This window comes from uncultured Spongiibacter sp. (assembly GCF_964011655.1).
GTDB lineage: Bacteria > Pseudomonadota > Gammaproteobacteria > Pseudomonadales > Spongiibacteraceae > Spongiibacter > Spongiibacter marinus.
Genome location: NZ_CAXGPO010000011.1, coordinates 80136 through 103864 on the forward strand (window position 1 = coordinate 80136; position 23729 = coordinate 103864).

The window sequence follows — 23729 nt, forward strand, 5'->3', positions numbered from 1 at the left end:
CACTTATCGTAAGTTACTACCGTTAAAATTTTCCGCCACAAGGACGTCTCTATGGCTGACGCTACCCGCCACTCTCTATTATTACTACTGGTCGCTAGCAGCGCCGCCACCATGCCCAGCCATGCCCAGTTGTGGGATAACGAGGCACTTCCCGTTGTGCTTACACCAGCCCGCCTGAAACAAAGCCGCAGCGAGGTTCCCGCCAGTGTCAGTGTGATCGACCGTCAAATGATCATCGCATCGGGAATACGCCGTATCCCCGAATTATTCCGACTGATACCCGGCACATCAGTCGGCGCACGCGACGGCTGGAACCACGTGGTCAGCTACCACGGCACAAATTATCGCGACTCGCGGCGCATGCAGGTGCTGGTAGATGGACGCAGCATCTACCAAGCGGGCCTGGCAACGGTAAACTGGAACGATATTCCCCTGGCAATTGAAGACATCGAACGTATCGAAGTCGTCCGGGGCCCCTCCACAGCAAGTTACGGCGCCAATGCGTTTTTGGGCGTCATCAATATTATTACCCGTCACCCCGACGATGCCGACAAACTCTACCTACAAGCCCGCAAGGGTGATAACCAGGTTGAAGACTACCTGCTCAGCCACGCCGATAGCTTCGAGGGCGGCAAGTACCGATTGAGCTTACAAAGCCGTCGCGATGATGGTTTTGAAGTCAACCGCGACGGTGAAGACCGCCGCGACAGCGATAATAGCGACACACTCAACCTGCGCTATGAAAAGGCCCTCGACCAGGCCAATATCAGCTTGGCGATGGGCTACAAACAGGGGTGGATAAGCGACGACTTTGCCGATATCGATATCACCGCTCCCGATACTCGTCACCGCAACCATTTTGTTTCCGCCAAAATGAGTTGGGACTTAAGCAAAGACCACCATCAACACTTGCGCATTGACTACTCCGGCCAAAAGCAGCAAAAAGAATGGCAGGCGGTACTGCCGCCAGCGTTTATCGGTCAGCCCACCCATCCCTCACCACTGGTGCGCGTTGATGCCAACGAAAACAGCCGACAAACTCGCCAGGACATTGAGTTTCAGGACACCATGGTGTGGTCAGCAGACTTAAAAACAGTGGCTGGCATTCACATCAAGCACAACCGCGTTAGCTCCGAGACCTACTACAATGGTAACCGCCGTAGCGACAGCACCCAGCTGTTCGCCAATGCCGAATACCGAATCAGCGACCGTGTTACGGGCAATGTTGGTGCCTCGTGGGAACGAGACAGCAACGACAACAAAGACCATCTCTCGCCCAGGGTTTCACTGCACTACCACCTGAACAATCACCACAGTTTTCGCGCCGTCTACTCCGAAGCAGTGCGCAGCCCCGACTTATTGGAAACCACGGCCGATTGGACCTATCGCGCTAAAAACATCACCCCCACGCACAATGGCCAAACCACCGGCGAGTACGTTGTTAAAGCTACGGGGAACCCAGATTTGCGCGCGGAGAAAATTTCCTCTCGCGAAATTGGCTACTACGCCAACTTTCAACACATCGGCTTACAGTGGGATATAAAACTGTTCCGCGACCACCTAAGCAACCTTGTATCAGACTCAACCGCACTGGATAAATTCTCCCCGGAGAACAGCAACCGCCTGCGTCAACAAGGCATAGAAACCGAGCTGGATTATCGCCCATCGCCCAACTGGCTTTTCCACGCCAGCTACGCCTATATTAATTCCGACACCACAACCCAAAATGAGGAGAGCTTCACTCCCAGCAATAATTTCAGCGCGCTGCTCAGTTATAAATTTTTAAGCAATACTCAACTTTCACTCAGCCGCTACTACAGTCAAAACACACGTCGCCGGGGGAAAAATACCTTTTCACGGTCAGATTTACGGCTGGCTCACACCCTGAATCTGCGCAGCATCGAAGTGCAGTTAGCCTACGTGGCACGATATCAGCATGACGATAACAGCGAACTGTTATCGGATAACTTTTACCGTGAAGAACTGCGGCAGCTATTTACGCTGAGCCTGCGCTATTAGCCGTGATGCATATCAACCTCGAGGAAGGAATCCTTGAAAACACTGCTTAAAGGACTTCAATACGCGCTATTACTGCTCCTGGCAGTGGCGGCGTATGGCAGTGATAAACCCTCTTTAAAGGTCGACCTAGTGCTCCCTGTGGATAACGCTTCCCTGCGGCAACTTGCCAGCGAAATTGCCAGCCCGAGCGACTACCAATTACAGGTCTACATCAACGAGCTCCCAGACCCAACGCAGGCCGGAGATGTGCTGTTACTTGTCTCCGACGGCCTGCTGCCAATGATCAACAGCACTCACTACCCGGCCAAACTGGCGCTGTATGCAAACAGTGTGCGCTTTAGCCCCTATCGCGCCGAGAATGCCAGCGCCGTCTACTCAGACCAACCTATCGCACGACAAATAAAGTTGATTGACGCAATACTCAAGGGCAAACCGGCGCGCATTGCCATGGCCTGGGAAAGCCCCAGTTACCATCAACAACTCCACCAGCTCACCGACCAATATCCTCAATACCAATTTAATAGCGAACAAATACCGGCCGACGGATCCGCCTCGCAGCGCAAGCTAAACCGCTTAATCCAGCGCAGCGATGTGCTGCTGGCAACGCCCGAGCAAAATCTTTACAACGCCGCCACCATCCGCGGCGTACTGCTGGCAACCTATCGCCACCAGAACTTTCTTATTGGCCCCAACGCCGGTTTTGTCAGCGCGGGAGCGCTGGCGTCTGTCGTATCAAAGCCCAGCGACTACGCCGCTGAAGCAAAAGCAATGATCAACCATTACCGCGATCACGGCCGTCTGCCCATGGCGCGCTATCCACAGCGCTACAGTATTACCATCAACCGCAACGTCGCCGATTCTCTGGGCCTGGTTATCGACGATGAGCAAAGCCTACTCAACACCTTGAGGGGGCAGTAAATGCGCGCGCGAAGAAGCCTCTTTCAACAGATTTTAATTGCCAGCCTGGCTCCGATGCTGGTGTTGTTTATTGCCCTGTTTTCCTACTCACTTGCCGCCCGACTCAGCGACGCTCAACGCTATCAGATCGATCTGGGTGAACGCATTGCGGAAAACGTCGCGGCCCTGATCGAGCTGCCGCTGATTAGCGGTAACGACCAACAACTCAATGACATTCTCAAGTCGGCGCTGCAGGGCGATATCATCGCCTTACGCGTGTATCGCTTTGGCGATAGCAAACCCATTAGCGTCAGCCGAAACACCGCTAACGGGCCCGGTAACACCATCAGTATCCTGCTGGAGCAGCGCAGCATCGCGCTAACCGACGCCATCACCGGTGAACAGCTGCCGCCCATCAACAATATTCTCGGGCGACTGGAGCTGGATATCTCCAATGCCGGGCTCAACGCATTGCAGCGCAGCATAATCGCCGTGTCCATCAGTATTGCATTGCTGGCAATTCTTCTTGGCGCCGCCTTTGCCCTTCGCGTCAGCCGCCGTTTGTCGCAACCGCTCAGCGAAATCCAGCACGTCACGCAAGAGATCGCCAGCGGCAAGCACGGCAGCCGTATCCAACACTTAGAGCGTGGTGAACTCGGCGAACTGCAGCGCCACATCAACGACATGGCCGACGCCATCGAAGCCCAGCAGCGCGAACTCAGCGACTATGTCGAAGAGCTAAAACTCGCCAAAGGCAAGGCAGAAGAGGCCAGCATGGCCAAGAGCTTGTTCCTGGCCACCATGACCCACGAACTCAGAACGCCCATGAATGGCGCACTGGGCATGCTACAGCTGTTGGCCAAGAGCGAACTGAATGAATCCCAACGCCACTACCTGGATATTGCCAAAAGCTCCAGCGAGCATTTACTCCACATCGTAAACGATATCCTCGACTACTCGCGCATCGAAAAAGGCGATATGGAGCTCGAAGAGCGCTTCTTCCCACCCCAGTCTCTGCTGGGTGAAATCCTTCAACCCATGAAGCTGGATGCGCAAAGTAAAGGCATCGTTTTCAATACCCATATCGACCCCGCTCTGCGCCGTATCGAAATACGTGGCGATGAAACCCGACTGCGACAGATCGTTATCAACCTCGCGGCCAACGCGGTCAAGTTCACCCATCAGGGCAAAGTCGATGTCAGTCTGGAGCAACAGCCTGTCGATGCAGAAACCCTGCAATTAACATTGCGCGTTAGCGACACCGGCATCGGCATTACCCCAGAACAACAAGCCCACATATTTGAGAGCTTCCACCAGGCCGATAACTCCACGGTTCGCCGCTATGGTGGCTCAGGGCTGGGTCTGGCCATCGTCAAGCGACTGAGCGAGCTGATGAAGGCCGACATCCAGCTGAGCAGCCAGCCCGGTGAGGGCTCCAGTTTCACCGTGGTGTGGCGTACGCGCTATCGCAAGCTGGCTGCACAAACGCAGGAAAACACAGTGGATGACGAGCAGTGTTTCTCTGGGCTCACCGCAATGGTGGTTGAAGACAACCCGGTCAATCAGTTGTTGGTTGCTCGCAGCCTAGAAGGTTGGGGGGCAGACGTCATTACGGCTAACAATGGCGCCGAAGCGATTAGTCAACTGGAGCAACACCACGCCGATGTGATCTTAATGGATCTGCAAATGCCGATTATGGACGGTTTTGAAGCGACTCTGCAGCTCCGCAGGCGCTTGCACCAACACATCCCTGTGATCGCCCTAACGGCTAACACTGATCCAGAAACCCAACGTCGCTGCTTAAATGCAGGTATGAACGCCTTCCTCTCCAAACCGGTATCGCTAGAGCAATTGCGCAATAGCATTGCTGAACAGCTGCCCTAAGCCCATTTTTCTACTATTTATCCCAAGGATAAGATCGGGATAGCCGCGTCTGAGCCTGTGAAAAACCCGTCGATAAGGCGGCACTTACTCACAAGCCCCCGACACGCGCCGTTTTATCCACATTTCATCCCCAAACGGCTCACACCAAGATGACAGGATATCTGTGGATAAAAACGGTAGTTATACATAAAGAAAAATATTTAAATACAATGACTTAGATACCTTACTCACAGAAAAGCGGTTCCATAACATCAGTATCAAGAATAAAAAAACATAAAACTATCAACATATATATTCATAAAATCTTATTCTTTAAACACAAAAAAAGAATTGATTAAAAATTCACCAATTCATTGCAGCGCATCCAGAACCCCGTATAATTTCGCCCCCAGTAAAATTACTCATTCAGGTGTTTTGTGGACTATCCGCAGCGATTCGATGTCATTGTTATCGGTGGTGGCCATGCCGGTACTGAAGCCGCCTTGGCCGCTGCCCGTATGGGTAGCCAAACCCTTTTGCTTACCCACAACATCGAGACGCTGGGGCAAATGTCCTGCAATCCCGCCATTGGTGGCATTGGTAAGAGCCACCTTGTCAAAGAAGTGGATGCACTCGGCGGCGCCATGGGGTTGGCGACAGATCGCGGTGGTATTCAATTTCGCGTGCTTAACGCCCGCAAAGGGCCCGCAGTGCGGGCAACCCGCGCACAAGCTGACCGCGTGCTCTACAAAGCCGCGGTGCGAGAAATACTGGAAAACCAGGCAAACCTCGCCATTTTTCAGCAGGCCGTAGACGACCTGATCGTCGAAGGCGACTGTGTTCGCGGCGTCGTGACAAATATCGGCCTGAAATTCTATGCCAGCAGCGTTGTTCTGACGGCGGGCACCTTCCTCGGCGGAAAAATCCACATTGGTCTGGATAACCACAGCGGTGGCCGCGCCGGCGACCAACCCTCCATTGCACTTGCGCACCGTCTTCGCGAACTGCCTTTCCGGGTAGATCGACTGAAAACCGGCACGCCGCCGCGCATTGACGCAAAAACTGTCAACTTTGCTGGCCTGGAGCAACAGTGGGGCGATGAACCCCGTCCGGTAATGTCGTATCTGGGTGACCGAAGCATGCACCCCGAGCAAGTCTGCTGCTGGATTACCCACACCAACGAGCGCAGCCATGAGATTATTCGCAGTGGTTTAGACCGCTCGCCCATGTACACCGGCGTAATCGAGGGAATCGGCCCCCGCTACTGCCCGTCGATCGAAGACAAAGTCCATCGCTTTGCCGATAAAAACTCTCACCAGGTGTTCATCGAGCCCGAGGGCCTGAAAACACACGAGCTATACCCCAATGGCATTTCCACCAGCCTGCCGTTTGATATTCAGTTGGCGTTGGTTCGCTCGATCAAGGGCTTTGAAAATGCCAATATGACGCGCCCCGGCTACGCCATTGAGTACGACTTCTTCGAGCCGCGTGACCTGAAGAACTCGCTGGAAACCAAATTCATTGCCGGTTTATTTTTTGCGGGTCAGATCAACGGCACCACCGGTTACGAAGAAGCCGCTGCCCAGGGCCTATTGGCTGGTGCCAACGCCGCCTTGCTGGCGCAGGGCAAAGAGTCGTGGTGTCCGCGTCGCGACGAAGCCTACATCGGTGTGCTGGTTGACGACCTGATTACCATGGGCACCAAAGAGCCCTACCGCATGTTTACCTCGCGAGCGGAATATCGCCTGCTGCTGCGCGAAGACAACGCCGACCAACGGCTCACCGAAAAGGGCCGTGAACTGGGCTTGGTCGACGATGCCCGCTGGGCCGCGTTCTGCGAAAAGCGCGAAGCCATTGAGCGCCAGCGCCAGCGTATGGCCAGCACGTGGATTCAACCGAATACCCCGCAAGCCGAGCAATTGGCGGCCAAGTTCAGCAAACCGATCAGTCACGAATACAACCTGCTCGACCTGCTAAAACGCCCGGAACTTGGCTATGCCGATTTGGCGGACATGGTGCAAGACGGCGAAGCAGTGGTGGACGATGTCGCCGAGCAGATTGAAATTGGCGTGAAATACGCGGGCTACATCGAGCGCCAGAAAGACGAAATCGAGCGCCTGCGTCGCCATGAAGAAACGCCGTTGCCACTGGACTTTGACTACAGCGTGATCGAAGGTCTGAGCAACGAGATCAAACAAAAACTGGGCGACGCGCGACCGCAAACTCTCGCCCAAGCCTCGCGGATTCCCGGCGTGACCCCGGCCGCGGTATCGCTGTTACTGATTACGCTGAAAAAGCGCGGTCTGCTGGAAAGGAAGTCCGCCTGAGGTGAATGACGAACGCCAATTCCTAACGCGGGGTGTCCAAAAACTTGGGCTCTCGATTACCGACGCCAATATCGACGCACTGCTCAACTACCTCGCCTTGCTGGTGAAGTGGAACCGCGCCTACAACCTCACGGCGGTGCGCGACCCCATGCAAATGGTCAGCCGCCACTTGCTGGATAGCCTGAGTGTTGCCAATCTGGTCGATGGCCAGCGCATTCTCGATGTGGGCACCGGCCCCGGGCTGCCGGGCATTCCGCTGGCAATACTGTTCCCCGAGCGCCAGTTTGAACTGCTCGACAGCAACGGCAAGAAAACGCGGTTTTTGATCGAGGCCAAATTACAACTCGGCCTCGACAATGTGCAGGTGCACTGTTGCCGCGTAGAATCCCTGCGCGACGAACAGGGATTTGACGGCATTACCTCACGGGCATTTGCCTCGCTCGCCGACATGGCTGGCGGTTGTGAGCACTTACTCGCCCCGCAGGGAAAACTCTATGCCATGAAGGGGCAATACCCCGAGCAAGAGTTGAGTCAGTTGCCAAAACACTTTATCGTCGAAGCCTGTCATACTCTTTCCGTTCCCGGTGTCGACGAGGCCCGCCACTTGATGGTGATCGCCTCCCAGCACAGCGGTGAACATTCTGCGAGCGATCAATAGGGACCGGGCCGTGGCCACCATATTCGCGATCACCAACCAGAAAGGCGGCGTGGGGAAAACCACCACCAGTGTTAACCTGGCTGCGTCTCTGGCGGCGACAAAACGCCGCGTGCTGCTTATCGACCTCGACCCGCAAGGCAATGCCACCATGGGTTGCGGGGTGGATAAAAACGCGGCCGAGCACACGGTGTACGACGTATTGGTCGCCCAGCGCGCCATTGCAGATACCCGCACTGTGGCGCCTGAAAGTGGCTTTGATGTACTGCCTGCCAACCAGGATCTCACCGCGGCAGAGGTCGAGCTCATCAATGAGATCGGTCGCGAATTCCGCTTGCGTGAAGCGCTTGGCGATATCGCCGACGACTACGACTACGTGCTGATCGACTGCCCGCCGTCGCTCAATATGCTTACCGTTAACGCACTGGCGGCTGCCGATGGCGTGATCATTCCCATGCAGTGTGAATACTATGCCCTGGAGGGCTTGAGTGCGCTGCTCAATACCATCAGCCGCGTGACTCAGCTGATAAACCCGCAGCTGCGGATTGAGGGAATACTTCGCACTATGTTCGACGGCCGTAACAGCCTGACCAATCAGGTCACCGACGAACTGCGCCACCACTTTGGCGATAAACTCTACAGCACCGTCATCCCGCGCAATGTGCGCCTGGCCGAGGCGCCCAGCCACGGCCTGCCGGTGCTCTACTACGACAAACAATCCAAAGGGGCTCTGGCCTACCTGGCCTTGGCCGGGGAAATTTTGCGTCGCGCAACATCCACTGAAGCGCCTGCCAAAGGCGGCCAGAACGAACAACAGGTTGAACACATCAATGGCTAAGAAACGAGGTTTAGGACGAGGCCTGGACGCCCTGCTGGGCGCCTCCGCAGAACCGGTAGCGATCGCCGATACCGCGACAAGTGTGGAGCCAGCCAGCGAGACAACCTCAGCGGCAGTTAGCGACGCCGCCGTGGATGGCGAATTGAAAAACCTGCCCATCGAATACCTGCAGCGCGGTAAATACCAACCGCGCCGCGAAATGCCTGCAGAAGGCCTGGAAGAACTGGCCGAGTCCATTCGCTCCCAGGGCATTATGCAACCGATTGTTGTGCGCCCCATCGCCGACAACCGCTATGAAATTATCGCCGGTGAGCGCCGCTGGCGCGCCAGCCAGTTGGCCGGTTTAGAATCCGTACCCGCGCTGATTCGCGAAGTGCCCGACGAAGCCGCGGCGGCGATGGCACTGATCGAAAACCTGCAGCGTGAAGACCTCAACCCCATGGAAGAGGCCTTGGCGCTGGTTCGCCTGCAACAAGAATTTGAACTCACCCACGCTGAAATTGCCGGTTTAGTGGGCAAATCGCGCACCACCATCACCAACCTGCTGCGCCTCACCGGGCTGCGCGACGACGTGCAAACCCTGCTGGAAAATGGCGATATTGAAATGGGCCACGGTCGCGCCCTGCTGGGCCTGCCCGCCGAGCAGCAGAGCAGCGCCGCTGCTACTGTCGTCAGCCGCGGTTTATCGGTGCGCCAGACCGAAGCCCTGGTGCGACGCTTGGTTGACGAGGCCAAAAGCCCCGCCAAATCCAGCACGCGCATCGACCCCGACATCAAACAATTACAAGACAGTCTGTCCGAAAAACTCGGCTCCCCTGTGCAAATTCAGCACGGCGCCAAAGGCCGCGGAAAACTCACAATAAAATACAGCAGCCTGGACGAATTGGACGGAATTCTAAGCCATATGAAATAGCTTATTTGGTGGCAACAATGTAGCGGTGCTACCCCATCTGGTAGCCAGGTAAAATAACCCCGCGAATTGTGCTGCTAAATTCCTGATATTGTTAACGAATTGCGAATTGTGCTTATTGCAGACTTTGGTCGCATAAATGGTAAATCGGTTGATCCTTAGCCAATGACCACCTATAATTCGCCCCGCTTTTTGGACAAGCGAAAAATGCGTTGCAGCGGCAGGTAAACAGGGCAATGACAGCAACACAGCGGCAGCAGAAAACTGCGCTAGCCACCGTCAAACCCCCACTGCTAAAAATTTATGGCCTGCAATGCATCGTGCTGCTTGTCGCAAGCGGGTTTACATATTCAATTAACGGGGTGGTAGCAAAATCCCTGTTAATCGGTGGGCTGATTTCCGTTTTACCCAATGCCTATTTTGCGCGCCAGGTTTTTAAGTACGCCGGCGCGGCATACGCGCGCGAGGTAAATCAATCATTCTACCGGGCAGAAGCGGGCAAATTTATTGCGACGGTTGGGCTGTTTGCCGCCACGTTCGCAATGGTCAGACCCCTCTCTGCCGTCGCCGTATTTTCGGCATACCTGGTGGGTATGCTTTTAAACACCTTGCTGGTGGCCGTGTTGAGAAACCCCGGCGCAAGGTAAAACACAGTTTCTAAGTTTTGCAATGAGAGTGACATATGGCAGCTGAATCGCAGTCGACTGTTGGATATATCCAGCACCATTTAACCAATCTCACCTATGGCAAGCTTCCCGCTGGCTACGAGCGCCTTGATAGCGAAGGCCACGTGCACGAAGTGCTGGCGGCAGATACTTGGACGCTGGCACACAGCGGCCAGGAAGCGGCGGACATGGGTTTCATGGCTATCCACGTTGACTCCATGTTGTGGTCAATTGGTCTGGGCTTTTTGTTCCTGTTGTTTTTTGCCCGCATCGCCAAGCGCGCTCACAGTGGCATTCCCCGCGGCGCACAAAATGCCGTCGAAATGGTTATCGGCTTTATCGACCAAACAGTTAAAGACGGTTTCCACCACAAAAATGCCATGATCGCGCCAATGGCACTGACTATTTTCATGTGGATCTTCCTGATGAACGCGATGGACCTTGTGCCCGTCGACTGGATTCCACAGCTTGCTGCATTGATCAGCGGCGACCCGCACTTCTACTTCAAAGTGGTTCCCACGACTGACCCCAACATCACCTTGGGCATGGGCTTCACCATTTTCGGCCTGATGGTTTACTTCACCATCGCTAAAAAAGGCTTTATGGGCTTTGTAAAAGAACTCACTCTGCACCCGTTCCACCACCCCAAGTGGTACGTGAACGTGTTCCTGGTGCCGATCAACTTCGCGCTTGAGGCGATCTCGTGGATCTCCAAGCCGATCTCACTCGGTCTGCGACTGTTCGGTAACATGTACGCCGGTGAGATGATTTTCATTCTGATCGCCACAATGTTCGGCGCCGGACTGATTCTGGGACTCTTTGCAGGTGTGTTGCAGTGGGCGTGGGCAGTTTTCCACATCCTTGTTATTACACTGCAGGCCTTCGTCTTCATGGTACTGACCATTGTCTACATGGCAACGGCGCACCAGATCGAAGAAGAAGACCAGTTCCACTAAGGTATTTGCTTTAACTAACTAAACTTTTCTTAACTTAAAATGTAGGAGAACTACCATGGGTTTGGCTCTGATTGCTGTTTCACTGATGATCGGTTTTGGCGCACTGGGTACTGCGATTGGTTTCGCACTACTGGGCGGTAAACTGCTGGAAGGCTCTGCTCGTCAGCCTGAACTGGCGCCAATGCTGCAAGGTAAAATGTTCCTGATCGCTGGTCTGCTCGACGCCGTTCCCATGATCGGTGTTGGTATCGCTATGTACGTTCTGTTCGTTGTTGTTCCCGGCCTGCCCGCTTAATTGCACGCATTCGGAATACGACACGTTCAGCAACTTGATATAGCAGAGGTATCGGCGTGAATATTAATCTCACACTGATTGGACAATCGATCACCTTCCTGTTCTTCGTATGGTTCTGCCACGCATTTGTGTGGGGCGCTATCCGCAAGGCAATGGAAGAGCGTGAAAAGCAGATTGCTGACGGTCTTGATGCCGCAGACCGCGCGGGTCGCGATCTTGAGCTTGCTCAGGAAAAAGCTGCCAAGCAGCTTCGCGAAGCCAAAGCGGAAGCGGCTTCCATCATTGATGCTGCCAACAAGCGCGCCAATCAAATTATTGATGAAGCGAAAGAGTCTGCACGTACTGAAGGCGATCGCCTGAAAGCAGCAGCCCAAGCCGAAGTAGAGCAGGAAATGAACCGTGCGAAAGAAGCACTGCGTTCACAGGTGGCGAAACTGGCATTGGCAGGTGCTGAAAAAGTACTGGAAGCGTCTATCGATGAGTCTGTTCATAAAGACATGGTCGACAAGCTGGCCGCAGGCCTGTAAGCGAGGTTGACATGGCTGAATTGAGCACAATGGCTAGACCCTACGCCAAGGCGGCTTTCGAGCACGCCCTGGCTTCTTCGGCATTAGGTGAGTGGTCACAAATGCTGGCAACGGCAGCCGCTGTCGCCAGCCAGGAAGCGGTAGCCAAGCTGCTGTCTTCTCCGGCCATCACCAGCGAGCAGCAAGCGCAGAAATTTATCGACGTCTGCGGCGATGCACTCAATGCCGGCGGTGAAAATTTCATCAGGATTCTCGCAGAAAACAAGCGCTTGGCATTACTGCCGTTAATCAGCGAATTGTTTGACGCGCACAAAGCCGTCCAGGAGAAATCCGTGGACGTCGAGCTGACGACAGCCTTCGCGCTGGACTCAGAATCCGAGCAACGTCTTGCCGACGTTTTGAGCAAAAAACTGCAACGCCAGGTGAAGGTAAGCAGCCACGAAGATCGCAGCCTGTTGGGCGGCGTTGTGGTTCGCACCGGCGACCTGGTTATAGATGGCTCGGTGCGCGGTCGCTTAGCGAAACTCGCTGAAGCAGTAAATTCCTGAGCGTTTAAGAGAATAGGATTGAGGAACAGAGCATGCAGCAACTGAACCCCTCCGAGATTAGCGATATTATCAAGCAGCGCATCGAAAAATTAGATGTGACCGCTGAAGCCCAAAACGAGGGCACTATCGTCTCGGTATCAGACGGTATCGTACGTATCCACGGCCTGACCGATGTGATGTACGGTGAAATGATCGAATTCGAAGGTGGCCATTTCGGTATGGCACTTAACCTCGAGCGCGATTCAGTCGGCGCGGTAGTCCTGGGTGACTACTTTGACATCGCCGAAGGCCAAACTTGTAAATGTACCGGCCGTATCCTGGAAGTACCCGTAGGCCCCGAGCTTCAGGGTCGCGTTATCGACGCACTGGGTAACCCCATCGACGGTAAAGGTCCCATCGACGCCAAACTCACCGACGCAGTTGAAAAAGTTGCTCCCGGTGTAATCTGGCGTAAGTCGGTTGACCAGCCCGTGCAAATCGGTCTGAAAGCCGTTGACTCCATGGTACCCATCGGCCGTGGCCAGCGTGAGCTGATCATCGGTGACCGCCAGATCGGTAAAACAGCCATCGCTGTTGACGCCATCATCAACCAGAAAGACTCAGGCATTAAGTGTGTCTACGTCGCTGTTGGCCAGAAGGCCTCTTCTATTGCCGCCGTTGTGCGCAAACTGGAAGAACACGGCGCAATGGACCACACCGTTGTTGTAGCCGCGACCGCGTCTGATCCTGCTTCTATGCAGTTCATCGCACCGTTCACCGGCTGTACTATCGGCGAATACTACCGCGACCGCGGTGAAGACGCGCTGATCATCTACGATGACCTGACCAAGCAAGCCTGGGCTTACCGCCAAATCTCGCTGCTGCTGCGTCGTCCGCCAGGCCGTGAAGCCTACCCCGGTGACGTATTCTACCTCCACTCGCGTCTGTTGGAGCGTGCTGCACGAGTTTCTGAAGAGTACGTAGAAAAATTCACCAACGGTGAAGTAAAAGGCAAAACAGGTTCATTGACCGCACTGCCTGTTATCGAAACCCAGGCTGGTGACGTTTCTGCCTTCGTACCGACCAACGTAATCTCGATCACCGACGGTCAGATCTTCCTCGAAACCGACATGTTCAACGCCGGTATTCGTCCGTCAATGAACGCCGGTATCTCGGTATCGCGTGTTGGTGGTGCAGCGCAGACAAAAGTAATCAAGAAACTGTCCGGTGGTATTCGTACCGCACTGGCTCAGTACCGCGAACTGGCGGCCTTCTCCCAGTTTGCTTCTGACCTCGACGACGCAACCAAAGCTCAGCTTGAGCAAGGTGAGCGCGTAACCGAGCTGATGAAGCAGAAGCAATACAGCCCAATGAGCATTGCCGACATGGCTCTGTCACTGTACTGCGCGAACGAAGGTCACCTGAAAGACGTTGATGTTAGCAAGGTACTGGACTTCGAAGCGGCGATCCTGGCTTACGCACACGCTGAATACGGCGACGTGATGAAGCAGATCAACGACACCGGCAGCTGGAATGACGAGCTGGAAGGCAAGTTCAAAGAACTGGTCGAAAAGTTCAAGTCAACACAGACTTGGTAAGACGGATAAAGCGCTCTCCCGGGAGCGCTTTACTGCTTGAGGATTTTTAATCATGGCAGGTGCAAAAGAAATACGCACCCAGATCTCCAGCATCAAGAGCACGCAAAAAATCACTAGCGCCATGGAAATGGTTGCGGCGAGTAAAATGCGTAAAGCTCAAGATCGCATGGAAGTGGGTAAGCCCTACGCGCAGCGTATGCGCGCAGTGGTTGGGCATATCGCCAATGCAAATCCGGAATACCGTCATCAATATATGGAAGAGCGCGACGTTAAGCGCGTTGGCTTTGTTATCGTTTCTACAGACCGCGGTCTGTGTGGCGGCCTGAACACCAACCTGTTCAAGCAAGCTATTAAAGAAATGCAAAGCTGGTCCAACAAAAACGTCGACGTTGATCTTTGCCTGATTGGTGGCAAAGCAGCGGGCTTCTTCAACAGCTTTGGCGGCAACATTGTTGCATCAGTGCGCGACATGGGCGAAGCGCCCAGCGTTAGCGACCTGATCGGCTCTGTTAAAACCATGCTGGACGCCTATAGCGAAGGCCGGATTGATCGTCTTTACCTGGTGGGCAATGAGTTTATCAACACCATGACTCAAACGCCGTTTGTTCGCCAACTGCTGCCACTGGAAGCAGAACAAGACGACAGCTTGAAACATCACTGGGACTACATTTACGAGCCCACTCCAGAAGAACTGCTGGAAGGTCTGCTGACTCGCTACGTTGAGTCACAGGTATACCAAACAGTGGTTGAAAACGGAGCATGTGAACAAGCTGCCCGGATGATCGCGATGAAGAGCGCTACCGACAACGCTGGCGAAATCATCGACGGTCTGCAACTGGTATACAACAAAGCCCGTCAGGCAGCCATTACGCAAGAGCTGTCAGAGATTGTTGGCGGTGCTGCAGCGGTATCGTCATAACACGATACCGGCAACGGATTTTGAAATTTTTAAGGTTTTTAAGAGGAACCTAACATGAGTAGCGGACGTATCGTACAAGTCATCGGCGCCGTTATCGACGTGGAGTTTCCGCGCGATTCTGTGCCACAGGTTTATGATGCACTGAAAGTGACTGACAGCGGCCTGACGCTGGAAGTACAACAGCAATTGGGTGATGGCGTGGTTCGCGCGATCGCGTTGGGTTCTTCTGAAGGCCTGCGTCGCGGACTGGATGTCGACAACACCAAAGAAAAAATCAAAGTACCCGTGGGCACCGAAACACTCGGTCGCATCATGGACGTACTGGGTAACCCCATCGACGAATGTGGTCCCATCGGTGAAAAAGAGCGCATGGAAATCCACCGCGCTGCACCGAAGTACGAAGAGCTTGCAGCGTCTTCTGACCTGCTGGAAACCGGCATCAAGGTTATCGACCTGGTTTGCCCGTTTGCCAAGGGTGGTAAAGTTGGTCTGTTCGGTGGTGCCGGTGTTGGTAAAACCGTAAACATGATGGAACTGATCAACAACATCGCAACCGAGCACAGCGGTCTGTCTGTATTCGCAGGTGTTGGTGAGCGTACTCGTGAGGGTAACGACTTCTACCACGAAATGCAGGAAGCCGGCGTTGTAAACGTTGAAGAATTCGCGAAATCAAAAGTAGCGATGGTATACGGCCAGATGAATGAGCCACCGGGCAACCGCCTGCGTGTAGCACTGACTGGTCTGACCATGGCTGAAAAATTCCGTGACGAAGGTCGTGACGTACTGTTGTTCGTCGACAACATCTATCGTTACACACTGGCCGGTACCGAAGTATCAGCACTGCTGGGTCGTATGCCTTCAGCGGTAGGTTACCAGCCCACACTGGCGGAAGAGATGGGTGTTCTTCAGGAACGTATCACCTCAACCAAAACCGGCTCTATCACTTCTATCCAGGCGGTATACGTACCGGCGGATGACTTGACTGACCCCTCGCCAGCAACCACCTTTGCTCACTTGGATTCAACGGTAGTACTTAGCCGTGACATCGCAGCAAAAGGTATCTACCCAGCGGTAGACCCACTGGACTCTACTTCACGTCAGCTCGACCCACTGCTGGTTGGTCAAGAGCACTACGAAGTAGCCCGCGGTGTACAGACTGTACTTCAGCGCTACAAAGAGCTGAAAGACATCATCGCCATCCTGGGTATGGACGAGCTGTCTGAAGAAGACAAAATGACCGTAGAGCGCGCACGTAAAATCGAGCGCTTCCTGTCACAGCCTTTCCACGTTGCCGAAATCTTCACCGGCAGCCCCGGTAAGTACGTGTCTCTGAAAGACACCATCGCCAGCTTCAAAGGCATTCTGAACGGTGACTACGATCACCTGCCAGAGCAGGCTTTCTACATGGTTGGTACCATCGAAGAAGCAATCGAGAAAGCGTCGAAACTGTAAGTCCGCGCAAGCGGGCTTCACGCCTAAGAGGCTGAAGATATGGCTATGACAATACATTGCGACATCGTAAGTGCCGAAGAAGAAATCTTCTCCGGCCGCGCCAAGCTGATCGTTGCCAATGGCATTCAGGGTGACCTGGGTGTGACCTACGGTCACGCCCCGCTGTTAACCTCGCTCGAGCCCGGCCCCGTACGCCTCGTACTGGACAACGGCGAAGAGCAGGTTTACTACGTCTCCGGTGGCTACCTCGAAGTCCAGCCCAATGTTGTGAGCATTCTTGCCGACACAGCATTGCGTGCCGACGACCTCGACGAAGCCGCAGCCCTGGAAGCACAAAAGCAAGCTCAGCAAGCCATGCTGAACCAAAGCGCCGACGTAGACTACTCGCGCGCCGCGGCTCAACTGGCAGCAGCCACTGCACAGCTGCGTACCCTGCAGCAAATTCGCAAGGCGATGGGCAAGTAATTCCCACCGGGAATTGCAGAAAAAGGCGGCTTAGGCCGCCTTTTTTTATGCCTGGAAAAAAGCCCTACCAACTCAATAATTCCCTTCCTTTCAAACAACATGTCCGCATCAATGTAGGAGTGCTTTAGCGCTGCCTACCATCATAGTGGTTGTAGGAGCGGGCCTGAGCGCGACCAATCCAGCTACGAACCAGGGTTACTTGTAGGAGCGGTTTACCCAAAGCACTCCCTACGGTCGCGGGGCACGCTGTTAACCGCGAAGACGTTGTCTGATGGACCGTTGAAACATTCATTCCCCCAGACGCTGATGGCTTTGATTTCGCCCTGCTGGGCGACCCCCTTTCTCTTTGCTTGCCCAAAGAGAAAGGGGGCAAAGACAATGCGTTTTCCGCATTGAGCGCCGCTCGTCGGCGACCCGAAGGGCGAGGCATGCAATGCCGAGTAAAAAGGGGCGCCCCGCATCACTGTCGTCGGCTGACCGCCGCCGATCCCCTGCGCGCGGCCCTGCCCAAGCGGTCGCTGCGGAACTCGCCTATCGGCTCAAACAGTTCTCGCTCTATTCCGCTTAGTCAGCGCCGTGCTCGGCAGTGCTGAAGGGGAGGTTTAGCCCGTGCCAAAGACAGTGTATTACACAAGCTATACATCCTTAGGCTAGTAAATTAAGCTGAAGTCAGCAAAGGAGTGTGCGTTAATCTTGGGCGCAAAAAGAAAGAATAAATAAAACAGCCACATAAGGATATGCAGGCAAAATTATGAGACCCCCTCGTTATTTGAATCAACGCGCATGCTCACTTTTTCAGCGAAAAAGCGCCGAAAAAAAAGACTTTTTCCTAATTAGTTAGAGAGCTAAAGCGATACTCATGTTTTAGCTAAACGAGGGTGCGCGATATGCAAATGTTAGCCAAGGAGATCAGAATGGTAGACAAGCCATCATTGTCTGAAGTTGAAAATGCTTTTCAGCCAGCTAAAGAAGTAACTGCCGTCGTTCGATTTGCTGGGCGTAAAATGGAGGTGGAAGATGGATATTATGGGCTCCTAGGTGACGGAGTTAACATTGCCATTGTTGGGAACCGTGGCGTAGGTAAAACTTCTTTATCTCGCCAGTTAGAGATTGCAGCCTCTGGTGACGATGGCCTCCTAGATCACTTAGGAATTAACCATGATAGACCTTTAGACTTCTTGCCGGTGTATTTTGCATGTGGCAACCGCGTAACAGATTTTGGGGATTTGCTCGAACGTCTCTTAACAACGTCTAATTGTCTGGGCGACTGGATATACGATATTCCTGGAGCAAAAAAAGAAGTTGTTTCTTATGCGCCCGAAATAGGTGCGAAGTTATTTGGCATCGAGGCGAAACTCGGTGGTGAAAAGGCTACCGAGCAAGAGTCTAGGCCAGCGGTCAACAACCACTCTATCGATACCGTTTTCACAAACGTTTGCCATGCAATTGTTGAAGAAGGAATAGCTAAAGACGGCTTGTTTATTATCGTAGATGAATTTGATCAGATTAACGATCCATCGGGTATGGCCGGATTCATGAAATCACTGGCTACCAATGTACCAAAAGCCAAATTCTGTTTGGTCGGAGTAGCTCAAGATATCCAAAACCTGATGAAAGAGCATGAGTCCGTTGATAGGCTATTTTCTGGCAGTATTATTCGTGTTCATCCAATGCAGCCTGAAGAACTACGAGAAATAATTCGGATTGCGGAGAATGAGATAGACGGCTTTATTACCTTCGACGATGAGGCTACTGATATACTGGTTTCCCTCGCACAAGGCCATCCTTATATGGTCCATCTGATAGGTAAGTACGCGTTTCGCTCAGCCTACCAAAAGGGCGTTAAAGTCATTGATCGTGCTGCGGTTCAGGAGACATTGAAATCGATAGCTGAGCGGGGTGCTGACCCAGTTCTAGAAGGCCGTTACAAAAAGGCTGTCGGCTCATCACGCCAAAGGGAGTCAGTCCTCCGCGCTCTTGCACAAGTCAGAGGAGAGGATGGCGAGTGTTGGACCACTGATGCCTACAAAATCGCCTTAGAGGATGAAGTTGATAATGCGAGTCAGTTTGTTGGTCATTTAGTGGCTGATGACTATGGCTCAGAGCTTGAGAAAGTTCGTGAGCGGTATTATCGATTTAAAGATTCTCTGTTTGCTACGTATGTTCTCGCTAGACCTAGGCTGTATCCGCCAGTTGGCTAACAAAGCCAGGCACGGCGACACCCTTTTTATTGCGGCTTCGCCTCCACTACAAAGTCGCGCATGATGGCGGCGTTAATGTCGAACAGTTTCTGTACGCTTAAACAGGGTGAAGTTTTTAGCACCGCCTATCTCATTCCAGTAAGTTTAACAGTCTACATTCGCGCGACTCTTATAGTCGCGTGTAGTCAATCCCATCTACCCGCAACAATACGCGCATGACTGCCAACACGACTCGCCTTGACCGTTTCATCCGCCAGCATACCGCGTTCGCAATGTCGGATACTCGGCTGTTATTGGCGCAGGGGCGCATTGTGGTGGATGGGGAGCTGGCTCAGTCGATTAACCAACGTATTGATCGCTTTAGTCGTATTGAGGTGGACGGGCTGTGTTTGCAAGCGGACACACCTTTGTACATTGCCTTAAATAAGCCCAGGGGGGTGGTGAGCGCAACGAAGGATGATGCTCACCGCACGGTGATTGATGTGCTGGATCATCCTCGCAAGACGGAGCTGCATATTGTCGGTCGCTTGGATTTTAATACCACCGGTTTGGTGTTGCTTAGCAATGACGGTGGATGGTCGCGGCGTATCAGTTTGCCGGAAACGAAGCTCGCCAAGGTGTATTGGGTGGAGGTGGCCACGCCGCTCTCCCAGGATTATATCGATGCCTTTCAGCGCGGTGTTTATTTTTCCTATGAGGGCATTACCACCCAGCCCGCGCAGTTGCAGATTTTGTCGGCCACCACGGCGCGCCTAACGCTTACCGAGGGTAAGTACCACCAGGTGAAGCGGATGTTCGGCGCTTTTGATAACGAGGTGTTAGCGCTGCATCGCGAGTCGGTGGGGCCGGTAGCCTTGGCGGACTTAGCCCTGGGTGAAAGCCGCTTGTTGAGTAAGGAAGAGCTTGCGGCAATAGCGCGATATACTGCCCCGCCAACGTAAGGACGCTAAGACGGCAGTGGACGCACTTCATCATCAACAAACACCTCGCGCGGCAGCTTGGATGGCTGGCGCCTTGGCGTCGTTCAGCACAATGGCGATATCGGCGCGTGAGCTGAGCGGCGAAATTGCCGTACACCAGCAACTGTTCTTTCGCAGCGCTATCGGTTTGCTGTGTTTGTTACTGATTATGCTGGTGGCCAGGTTGTCCCGCTCAAACCGAGTAGAGTCATCAGCGCTGCGGCTGCGCAGTCAGCGCCCGGGCTTGCATGTGCTGCGCAATGTTTTTCACTTTGGCGGCCAGTACGGTTGGTTTGTCGGCATTGGCTTGCTGCCATTGGCCGAAGTGTTTGCGCTGGAATTTACCGTGCCGTTTTGGACGATGCTGATTGCCGCCGTTGCCTTAAACGAGGCGATAACGCGCCGAAAATTAATAGCGATAGTCATGGGCCTGCTGGGTGTGTTGGCGATTGTTCAGCCGGGCTACAGCATTGTCGATAGCGCATCGCTTATTGTGTTGGCAGCCGCCATTGGCTACGCCGTTTCTCACACCTGCACGAAAGCACTCGGCGGTGCCGACTCGCCGTTCACGATTGTTTTTTATATGTGTTTGGTGCAGTTACCCATTGGTTTTGCACTGTCGATTGCCCACTGGCAGTGGCCTTACTCCGAGCAGTGGGTGTGGCTATTGCTGATAGGCCTTATGGCCTTGTCGGCACATTTTTGCATGAGTAAGGCCATGCACTATGCCGAGGTAAGTGTGGTGGTCACGCTGGACTTTTTGCGTTTGCCATTGATCGCGCTATTGGGTGTGGTGCTCTACGCCGAGGCGTTCGACTGGGCAATACTATTGGGCGGTACATTAATGCTGGCCGGAAATATCATTGCCTTACAGCCGCTACGAAAACACGGTCGGGCGCGTTAATGCAGTGCCGAATGGCCTGCAAGTTTATCAGATAACATATCAATAAAGGCGCGAACCTTTACCGCGGGATTGCGATCTTCCCGGTGGAGAATGGTGATCGGTTTGGCGGCTGGTTGATAGTCTTCCATCAGTATTTCCAGCTTGCCTGCCGCGACCTCGTCGGCCACTTGGTAGGACAACACGCGGGTAATCCCCAAACCATTCACGGCCGCTTCAACGGCGGCATCATTCGTTGTGACCGTGAGTCGCGGTGCAATAGCAATGCGCTGTTGCGCATGGGCTTTGTCCGGCGATTGAAAGTGCCAGTGCTGGTTTTCGCCAACCGCCAGTGAGGCGATCAAGCTGTGCTTGCGCAAGTCGTCCGGGCGTTGTGGGCGACCACAGTGCTGCAAGTAGTCCGGCGAGGCGCAGACCACCATGCGCACGCTGCCGACTTTGCGGCCGCGCAGCGACGAATCCGGCAGCTCGCCAATGCGTATACCGACATCAATCCCTTCTTCCAGCAGGTTAACCACGCGGTCGAGAAACACGGCATTTACCGTGGTTTTGGGATAGCGCTCCAGGTAACGAACAATACTGGGCGTAATAAAGCGCCGCCCAAACAGTACGGGCGCGGTGACGGTGAGCTGGCCCTGGGGTTCGGTGTTGATCCCGCTTGCGGTGTGGTCGGCGGCCTCCAGCTCGGCAAGAATCCGTTTGGCATCGTCCAGATAACGCCTGCCGATATCGGTCGTGCGCACGTAGCGGGTGCTGCGCTGCAACAGCTTTACGCCCAGGTTATCTTCAAGTGCGGCAATGGCGCGGGTAACGGCGGGGGGCGACAGCTCCAAACGCCGCGCGGCGGCGGCAAAACCCTCGGCCTCGGCAACGGCCACATACACCTTAAGCAAGTGAAATTTGTCCATAAGTCTTGCGCGCCATTATTCCGATTAAAGTAATAATGAATTGCAATGTACGCGTATTCTTCTTCTATGTGAAATTCGGCAAGGTAGCGGTGTCGGGCAGTTACGGCGGTAGCTGCACCAAACCACTTACTTGAGGATGCCACGATGAGCCGTTTACCTATTATCGACCATGACAACGCCAGTGCCGAGCAGCAGGAGTTGCTCGATGCGATTCAACAAAAGCTGGGCATGGTGCCAAATTTTCTGAAAATCTTTGCCAATTCCCCAGCGGCGCTGCGCGCCTTTCTCGGCCTGCACGGTATTGCCGGTGAGGGTGAGTTGTCGCCGGCTACTCGCGAGCGCATCGCTCTGGCGGTGGCCCAACAAAATGCCTGCCAGTACTGCGTGTCGGCGCACACGGCCATTGGTCGCAAGGCCGGTTTGAACGGCGACGAAATTGCCGCCAATCGCGCCGGTGGCAGCCAGGATGCCAAAGCCGCGGTGGCGGTGAAGTTTGCCAATACGCTGGTTGAACACAGTGGCAGTGTCACCGCCGCCGAGATCGCCGAGCTGCACAGTGCGGGCTACAGCGACGCGGAGGTGGTGGAGATTATCACCCACGTTGGCATGAATATTCTGACCAACTTCATCGGCAAGGCCAGCGAGGTGGAGATCGACTTCCCCACGGTAGAACTGAGCCTGAGCCGAGGCGCTGCCTAAGCGTTTATCCAGCCACGGCCCCTTGGCAGTCGAGGGCAAGGGGCCACCGGAGACAGAGCCATGGGACACCGCTACGCCAAGCTAATGTTTAGCCCCGCCGCCAAAGCACTGCAAAGCCAGGGCCGCAGCCGCGACACTTATGCGCGAATGGAGCAGGGCGAGGACTACAACTATTTGCTCAGCGACAAGGAGGCGCAATTTATTCGTCAGCGCGACAGCCTGTATATGGCCAGCGTTAGCGAGTCGGGCTGGCCCTATGTGCAGCATCGCGGCGGCCCACAAGGGTTTATCAAAGTGTTGGACGCGGCGACGCTGGGCTTTGCCGACTACCGTGGCAATCGCCAATACATTAGTGCTGGCAACGTGCAGAGCAATAATCGCGTGTCGCTGTTTTTGATGGACTACCCAAACCGCCGCCGCCTGAAAGTGGCGGGGCGGCTGGAGTTTGTCGACCCAGATGATGCGCGCTTACAGGCCTTGCTGGACCCGAACTACCGCGCCCGCATTGAGCGCGGCGTGCTGATACACATTGCCGCCTTCGACTGGAACTGCCCCCAGCACATTACCCCTCGTTATACCGACGCGGATATTGATCGCATGGTCGAGCAGCGCTTGCGCGAACTCGGCGTAGACCCCAACCAACAGTAAATGCCAATCCTAATAGCCAAGCACAAGGAAATGATGATGACCGACCCCAATACTCGCCCACCGCTACCCCCGTTTAGCTACGAAGAAGCGGTAGTGAAAACCCGCAAGGCAGAAGATGCCTGGAACAGCCGTAACCCCGAAGCCATCGCGCAGGCCTACACCGAAGATTCTCAATGGCGAAACCGCGCTGACTTTCCGGTGGGCCGCGCAGAAATCATCGCGTTCTTAGCCAACAAGTGGCAGCGCGAGCAGGAATATCGTCTGATTAAAGAAGTGTGGGCCCACAGCGGCAACCGCATTGCCGTGCGCTTTGCCTACGAATGGCGCGACGACGGCGGTCAGTGGTATCGATCCTACGGCAATGAAAACTGGCAATTCGACGAGCGCGGCCTAATGGCCTACCGCCACGCCAGCATTAACGACATGGCGATTAGCGAGGCCGACCGCTGACCTTTCCCCAGAGTTAGTACCACAGCCCCGATGAGATTATCCAAAAGTTA

General features: G+C 54.3%; 23 protein-coding genes. 22 read left to right on the top strand and 1 reads right to left on the bottom strand.

The genetic code is table 11. From position 1 onward, the window contains the following. The first annotated feature begins 51 nt into the window (after positions 1-51). From ABNS66_RS07600 to ABNS66_RS07690, 19 genes are all read left to right on the top strand, one after another. Positions 52-2019 (top strand): TonB-dependent receptor, encoded by a 1968-nt coding sequence (locus tag ABNS66_RS07600; protein WP_286837341.1) that lies wholly within the window; start codon positions 52-54, stop codon positions 2017-2019. Positions 2020-2052: 33 nt separating this feature from the next. Continuing rightward, on the top strand, positions 2053-2937 hold the full coding sequence (locus ABNS66_RS07605; protein WP_286837340.1) for a hypothetical protein: 885 nt from the start codon (positions 2053-2055) through the stop codon (positions 2935-2937). Continuing rightward, a complete protein-coding gene (locus tag ABNS66_RS07610) occupies positions 2938-4800 on the top strand; it encodes an ATP-binding protein (protein ID WP_286837339.1) in 1863 nt (620 codons plus the stop codon). Positions 4801-5216: 416 nt separating this feature from the next. Then, positions 5217-7106: a tRNA uridine-5-carboxymethylaminomethyl(34) synthesis enzyme MnmG gene (gene mnmG / locus ABNS66_RS07615; protein WP_286837337.1), complete on the top strand. Its 1890-nt coding sequence runs from the start codon at positions 5217-5219 to the stop codon at positions 7104-7106. Position 7107: 1 nt separating this feature from the next. Beyond that, a complete protein-coding gene (rsmG, locus tag ABNS66_RS07620) occupies positions 7108-7764 on the top strand; it encodes a 16S rRNA (guanine(527)-N(7))-methyltransferase RsmG (protein WP_204994929.1) in 657 nt (218 codons plus the stop codon). Between the two features lie 10 nt (positions 7765-7774). After that, positions 7775-8599, top strand: a complete 825-nt coding sequence (locus ABNS66_RS07625; RefSeq protein WP_204994930.1) for a ParA family protein — start codon at positions 7775-7777, stop codon at positions 8597-8599. Further along, the gene (locus ABNS66_RS07630; RefSeq protein WP_286837334.1) at positions 8592-9512 is read left to right on the top strand and encodes a ParB/RepB/Spo0J family partition protein; all 921 of its coding nucleotides are present in this window, start codon (positions 8592-8594) and stop codon (positions 9510-9512) included. Before ABNS66_RS07625 ends, ABNS66_RS07630 begins: the two co-directional genes overlap by 8 nt. 233 nt (positions 9513-9745) lie before the next feature. Beyond that, positions 9746-10156 (top strand): ATP synthase subunit I, encoded by a 411-nt coding sequence (locus ABNS66_RS07635; RefSeq protein ID WP_204994932.1) that lies wholly within the window; start codon positions 9746-9748, stop codon positions 10154-10156. 35 nt (positions 10157-10191) lie between these two features. Further along, positions 10192-11130: a F0F1 ATP synthase subunit A gene (atpB, locus tag ABNS66_RS07640; RefSeq protein WP_204994933.1), complete on the top strand. Its 939-nt coding sequence runs from the start codon at positions 10192-10194 to the stop codon at positions 11128-11130. 55 nt (positions 11131-11185) lie between these two features. Then, positions 11186-11425 (top strand): F0F1 ATP synthase subunit C, encoded by a 240-nt coding sequence (gene atpE, locus ABNS66_RS07645; RefSeq protein ID WP_022958922.1) that lies wholly within the window; start codon positions 11186-11188, stop codon positions 11423-11425. 56 nt (positions 11426-11481) lie between these two features. Continuing rightward, positions 11482-11952, top strand: a complete 471-nt coding sequence (locus ABNS66_RS07650; protein ID WP_286837332.1) for a F0F1 ATP synthase subunit B — start codon at positions 11482-11484, stop codon at positions 11950-11952. 11 nt (positions 11953-11963) lie between these two features. After that, positions 11964-12500, top strand: a complete 537-nt coding sequence (locus ABNS66_RS07655) for a F0F1 ATP synthase subunit delta (protein WP_027873454.1) — start codon at positions 11964-11966, stop codon at positions 12498-12500. A gap of 32 nt (positions 12501-12532) precedes the next feature. Continuing rightward, complete coding sequence (gene atpA / locus ABNS66_RS07660) at positions 12533-14077, top strand: F0F1 ATP synthase subunit alpha (protein ID WP_286695331.1); 1545 nt, start codon at positions 12533-12535, stop codon at positions 14075-14077. A gap of 52 nt (positions 14078-14129) precedes the next feature. After that, the gene (atpG, locus tag ABNS66_RS07665) at positions 14130-14996 is read left to right on the top strand and encodes a F0F1 ATP synthase subunit gamma (RefSeq protein ID WP_027873456.1); all 867 of its coding nucleotides are present in this window, start codon (positions 14130-14132) and stop codon (positions 14994-14996) included. Positions 14997-15050: 54 nt separating this feature from the next. After that, positions 15051-16448 (top strand): F0F1 ATP synthase subunit beta, encoded by a 1398-nt coding sequence (atpD, locus tag ABNS66_RS07670; protein ID WP_027873457.1) that lies wholly within the window; start codon positions 15051-15053, stop codon positions 16446-16448. Positions 16449-16487: 39 nt separating this feature from the next. Further along, positions 16488-16913, top strand: coding sequence for a F0F1 ATP synthase subunit epsilon (locus ABNS66_RS07675; RefSeq protein WP_204994937.1), 426 nt, complete (start codon positions 16488-16490; stop codon positions 16911-16913). A gap of 914 nt (positions 16914-17827) precedes the next feature. Then, the gene (locus ABNS66_RS07680) at positions 17828-19114 is read left to right on the top strand and encodes a hypothetical protein (protein ID WP_286695332.1); all 1287 of its coding nucleotides are present in this window, start codon (positions 17828-17830) and stop codon (positions 19112-19114) included. A gap of 215 nt (positions 19115-19329) precedes the next feature. Further along, positions 19330-20055, top strand: coding sequence for a pseudouridine synthase (locus ABNS66_RS07685; protein WP_286838145.1), 726 nt, complete (start codon positions 19330-19332; stop codon positions 20053-20055). Positions 20056-20071: 16 nt separating this feature from the next. Then, complete coding sequence (locus ABNS66_RS07690; protein WP_286695334.1) at positions 20072-20977, top strand: DMT family transporter; 906 nt, start codon at positions 20072-20074, stop codon at positions 20975-20977. Here ABNS66_RS07690 and ABNS66_RS07695 read toward each other — a convergent pair. Beyond that, entirely contained in the window at positions 20974-21882 is a 909-nt protein-coding gene (locus ABNS66_RS07695) for a LysR substrate-binding domain-containing protein (protein ID WP_286695335.1), read from the bottom strand. The genes ABNS66_RS07690 and ABNS66_RS07695 overlap by 4 nt on opposite strands. A gap of 144 nt (positions 21883-22026) precedes the next feature. On the opposite strand from ABNS66_RS07695, the gene ABNS66_RS07700 reads away from it, so the two are divergent. The 3 genes from ABNS66_RS07700 to ABNS66_RS07710 are packed head-to-tail and all read left to right on the top strand — an operon-like array spanning position 22027 to position 23679. Then, a complete protein-coding gene (locus tag ABNS66_RS07700) occupies positions 22027-22581 on the top strand; it encodes a peroxidase-related enzyme (RefSeq protein WP_286695336.1) in 555 nt (184 codons plus the stop codon). A 60-nt stretch (positions 22582-22641) separates the two neighbouring features. Next, positions 22642-23229: a pyridoxamine 5'-phosphate oxidase family protein gene (locus ABNS66_RS07705; protein ID WP_286695337.1), complete on the top strand. Its 588-nt coding sequence runs from the start codon at positions 22642-22644 to the stop codon at positions 23227-23229. After that, positions 23230-23679: a nuclear transport factor 2 family protein gene (locus ABNS66_RS07710; RefSeq protein WP_286838142.1), complete on the top strand. Its 450-nt coding sequence runs from the start codon at positions 23230-23232 to the stop codon at positions 23677-23679. It abuts the gene before it with no gap. Positions 23680-23729 lie beyond the last annotated feature (50 nt).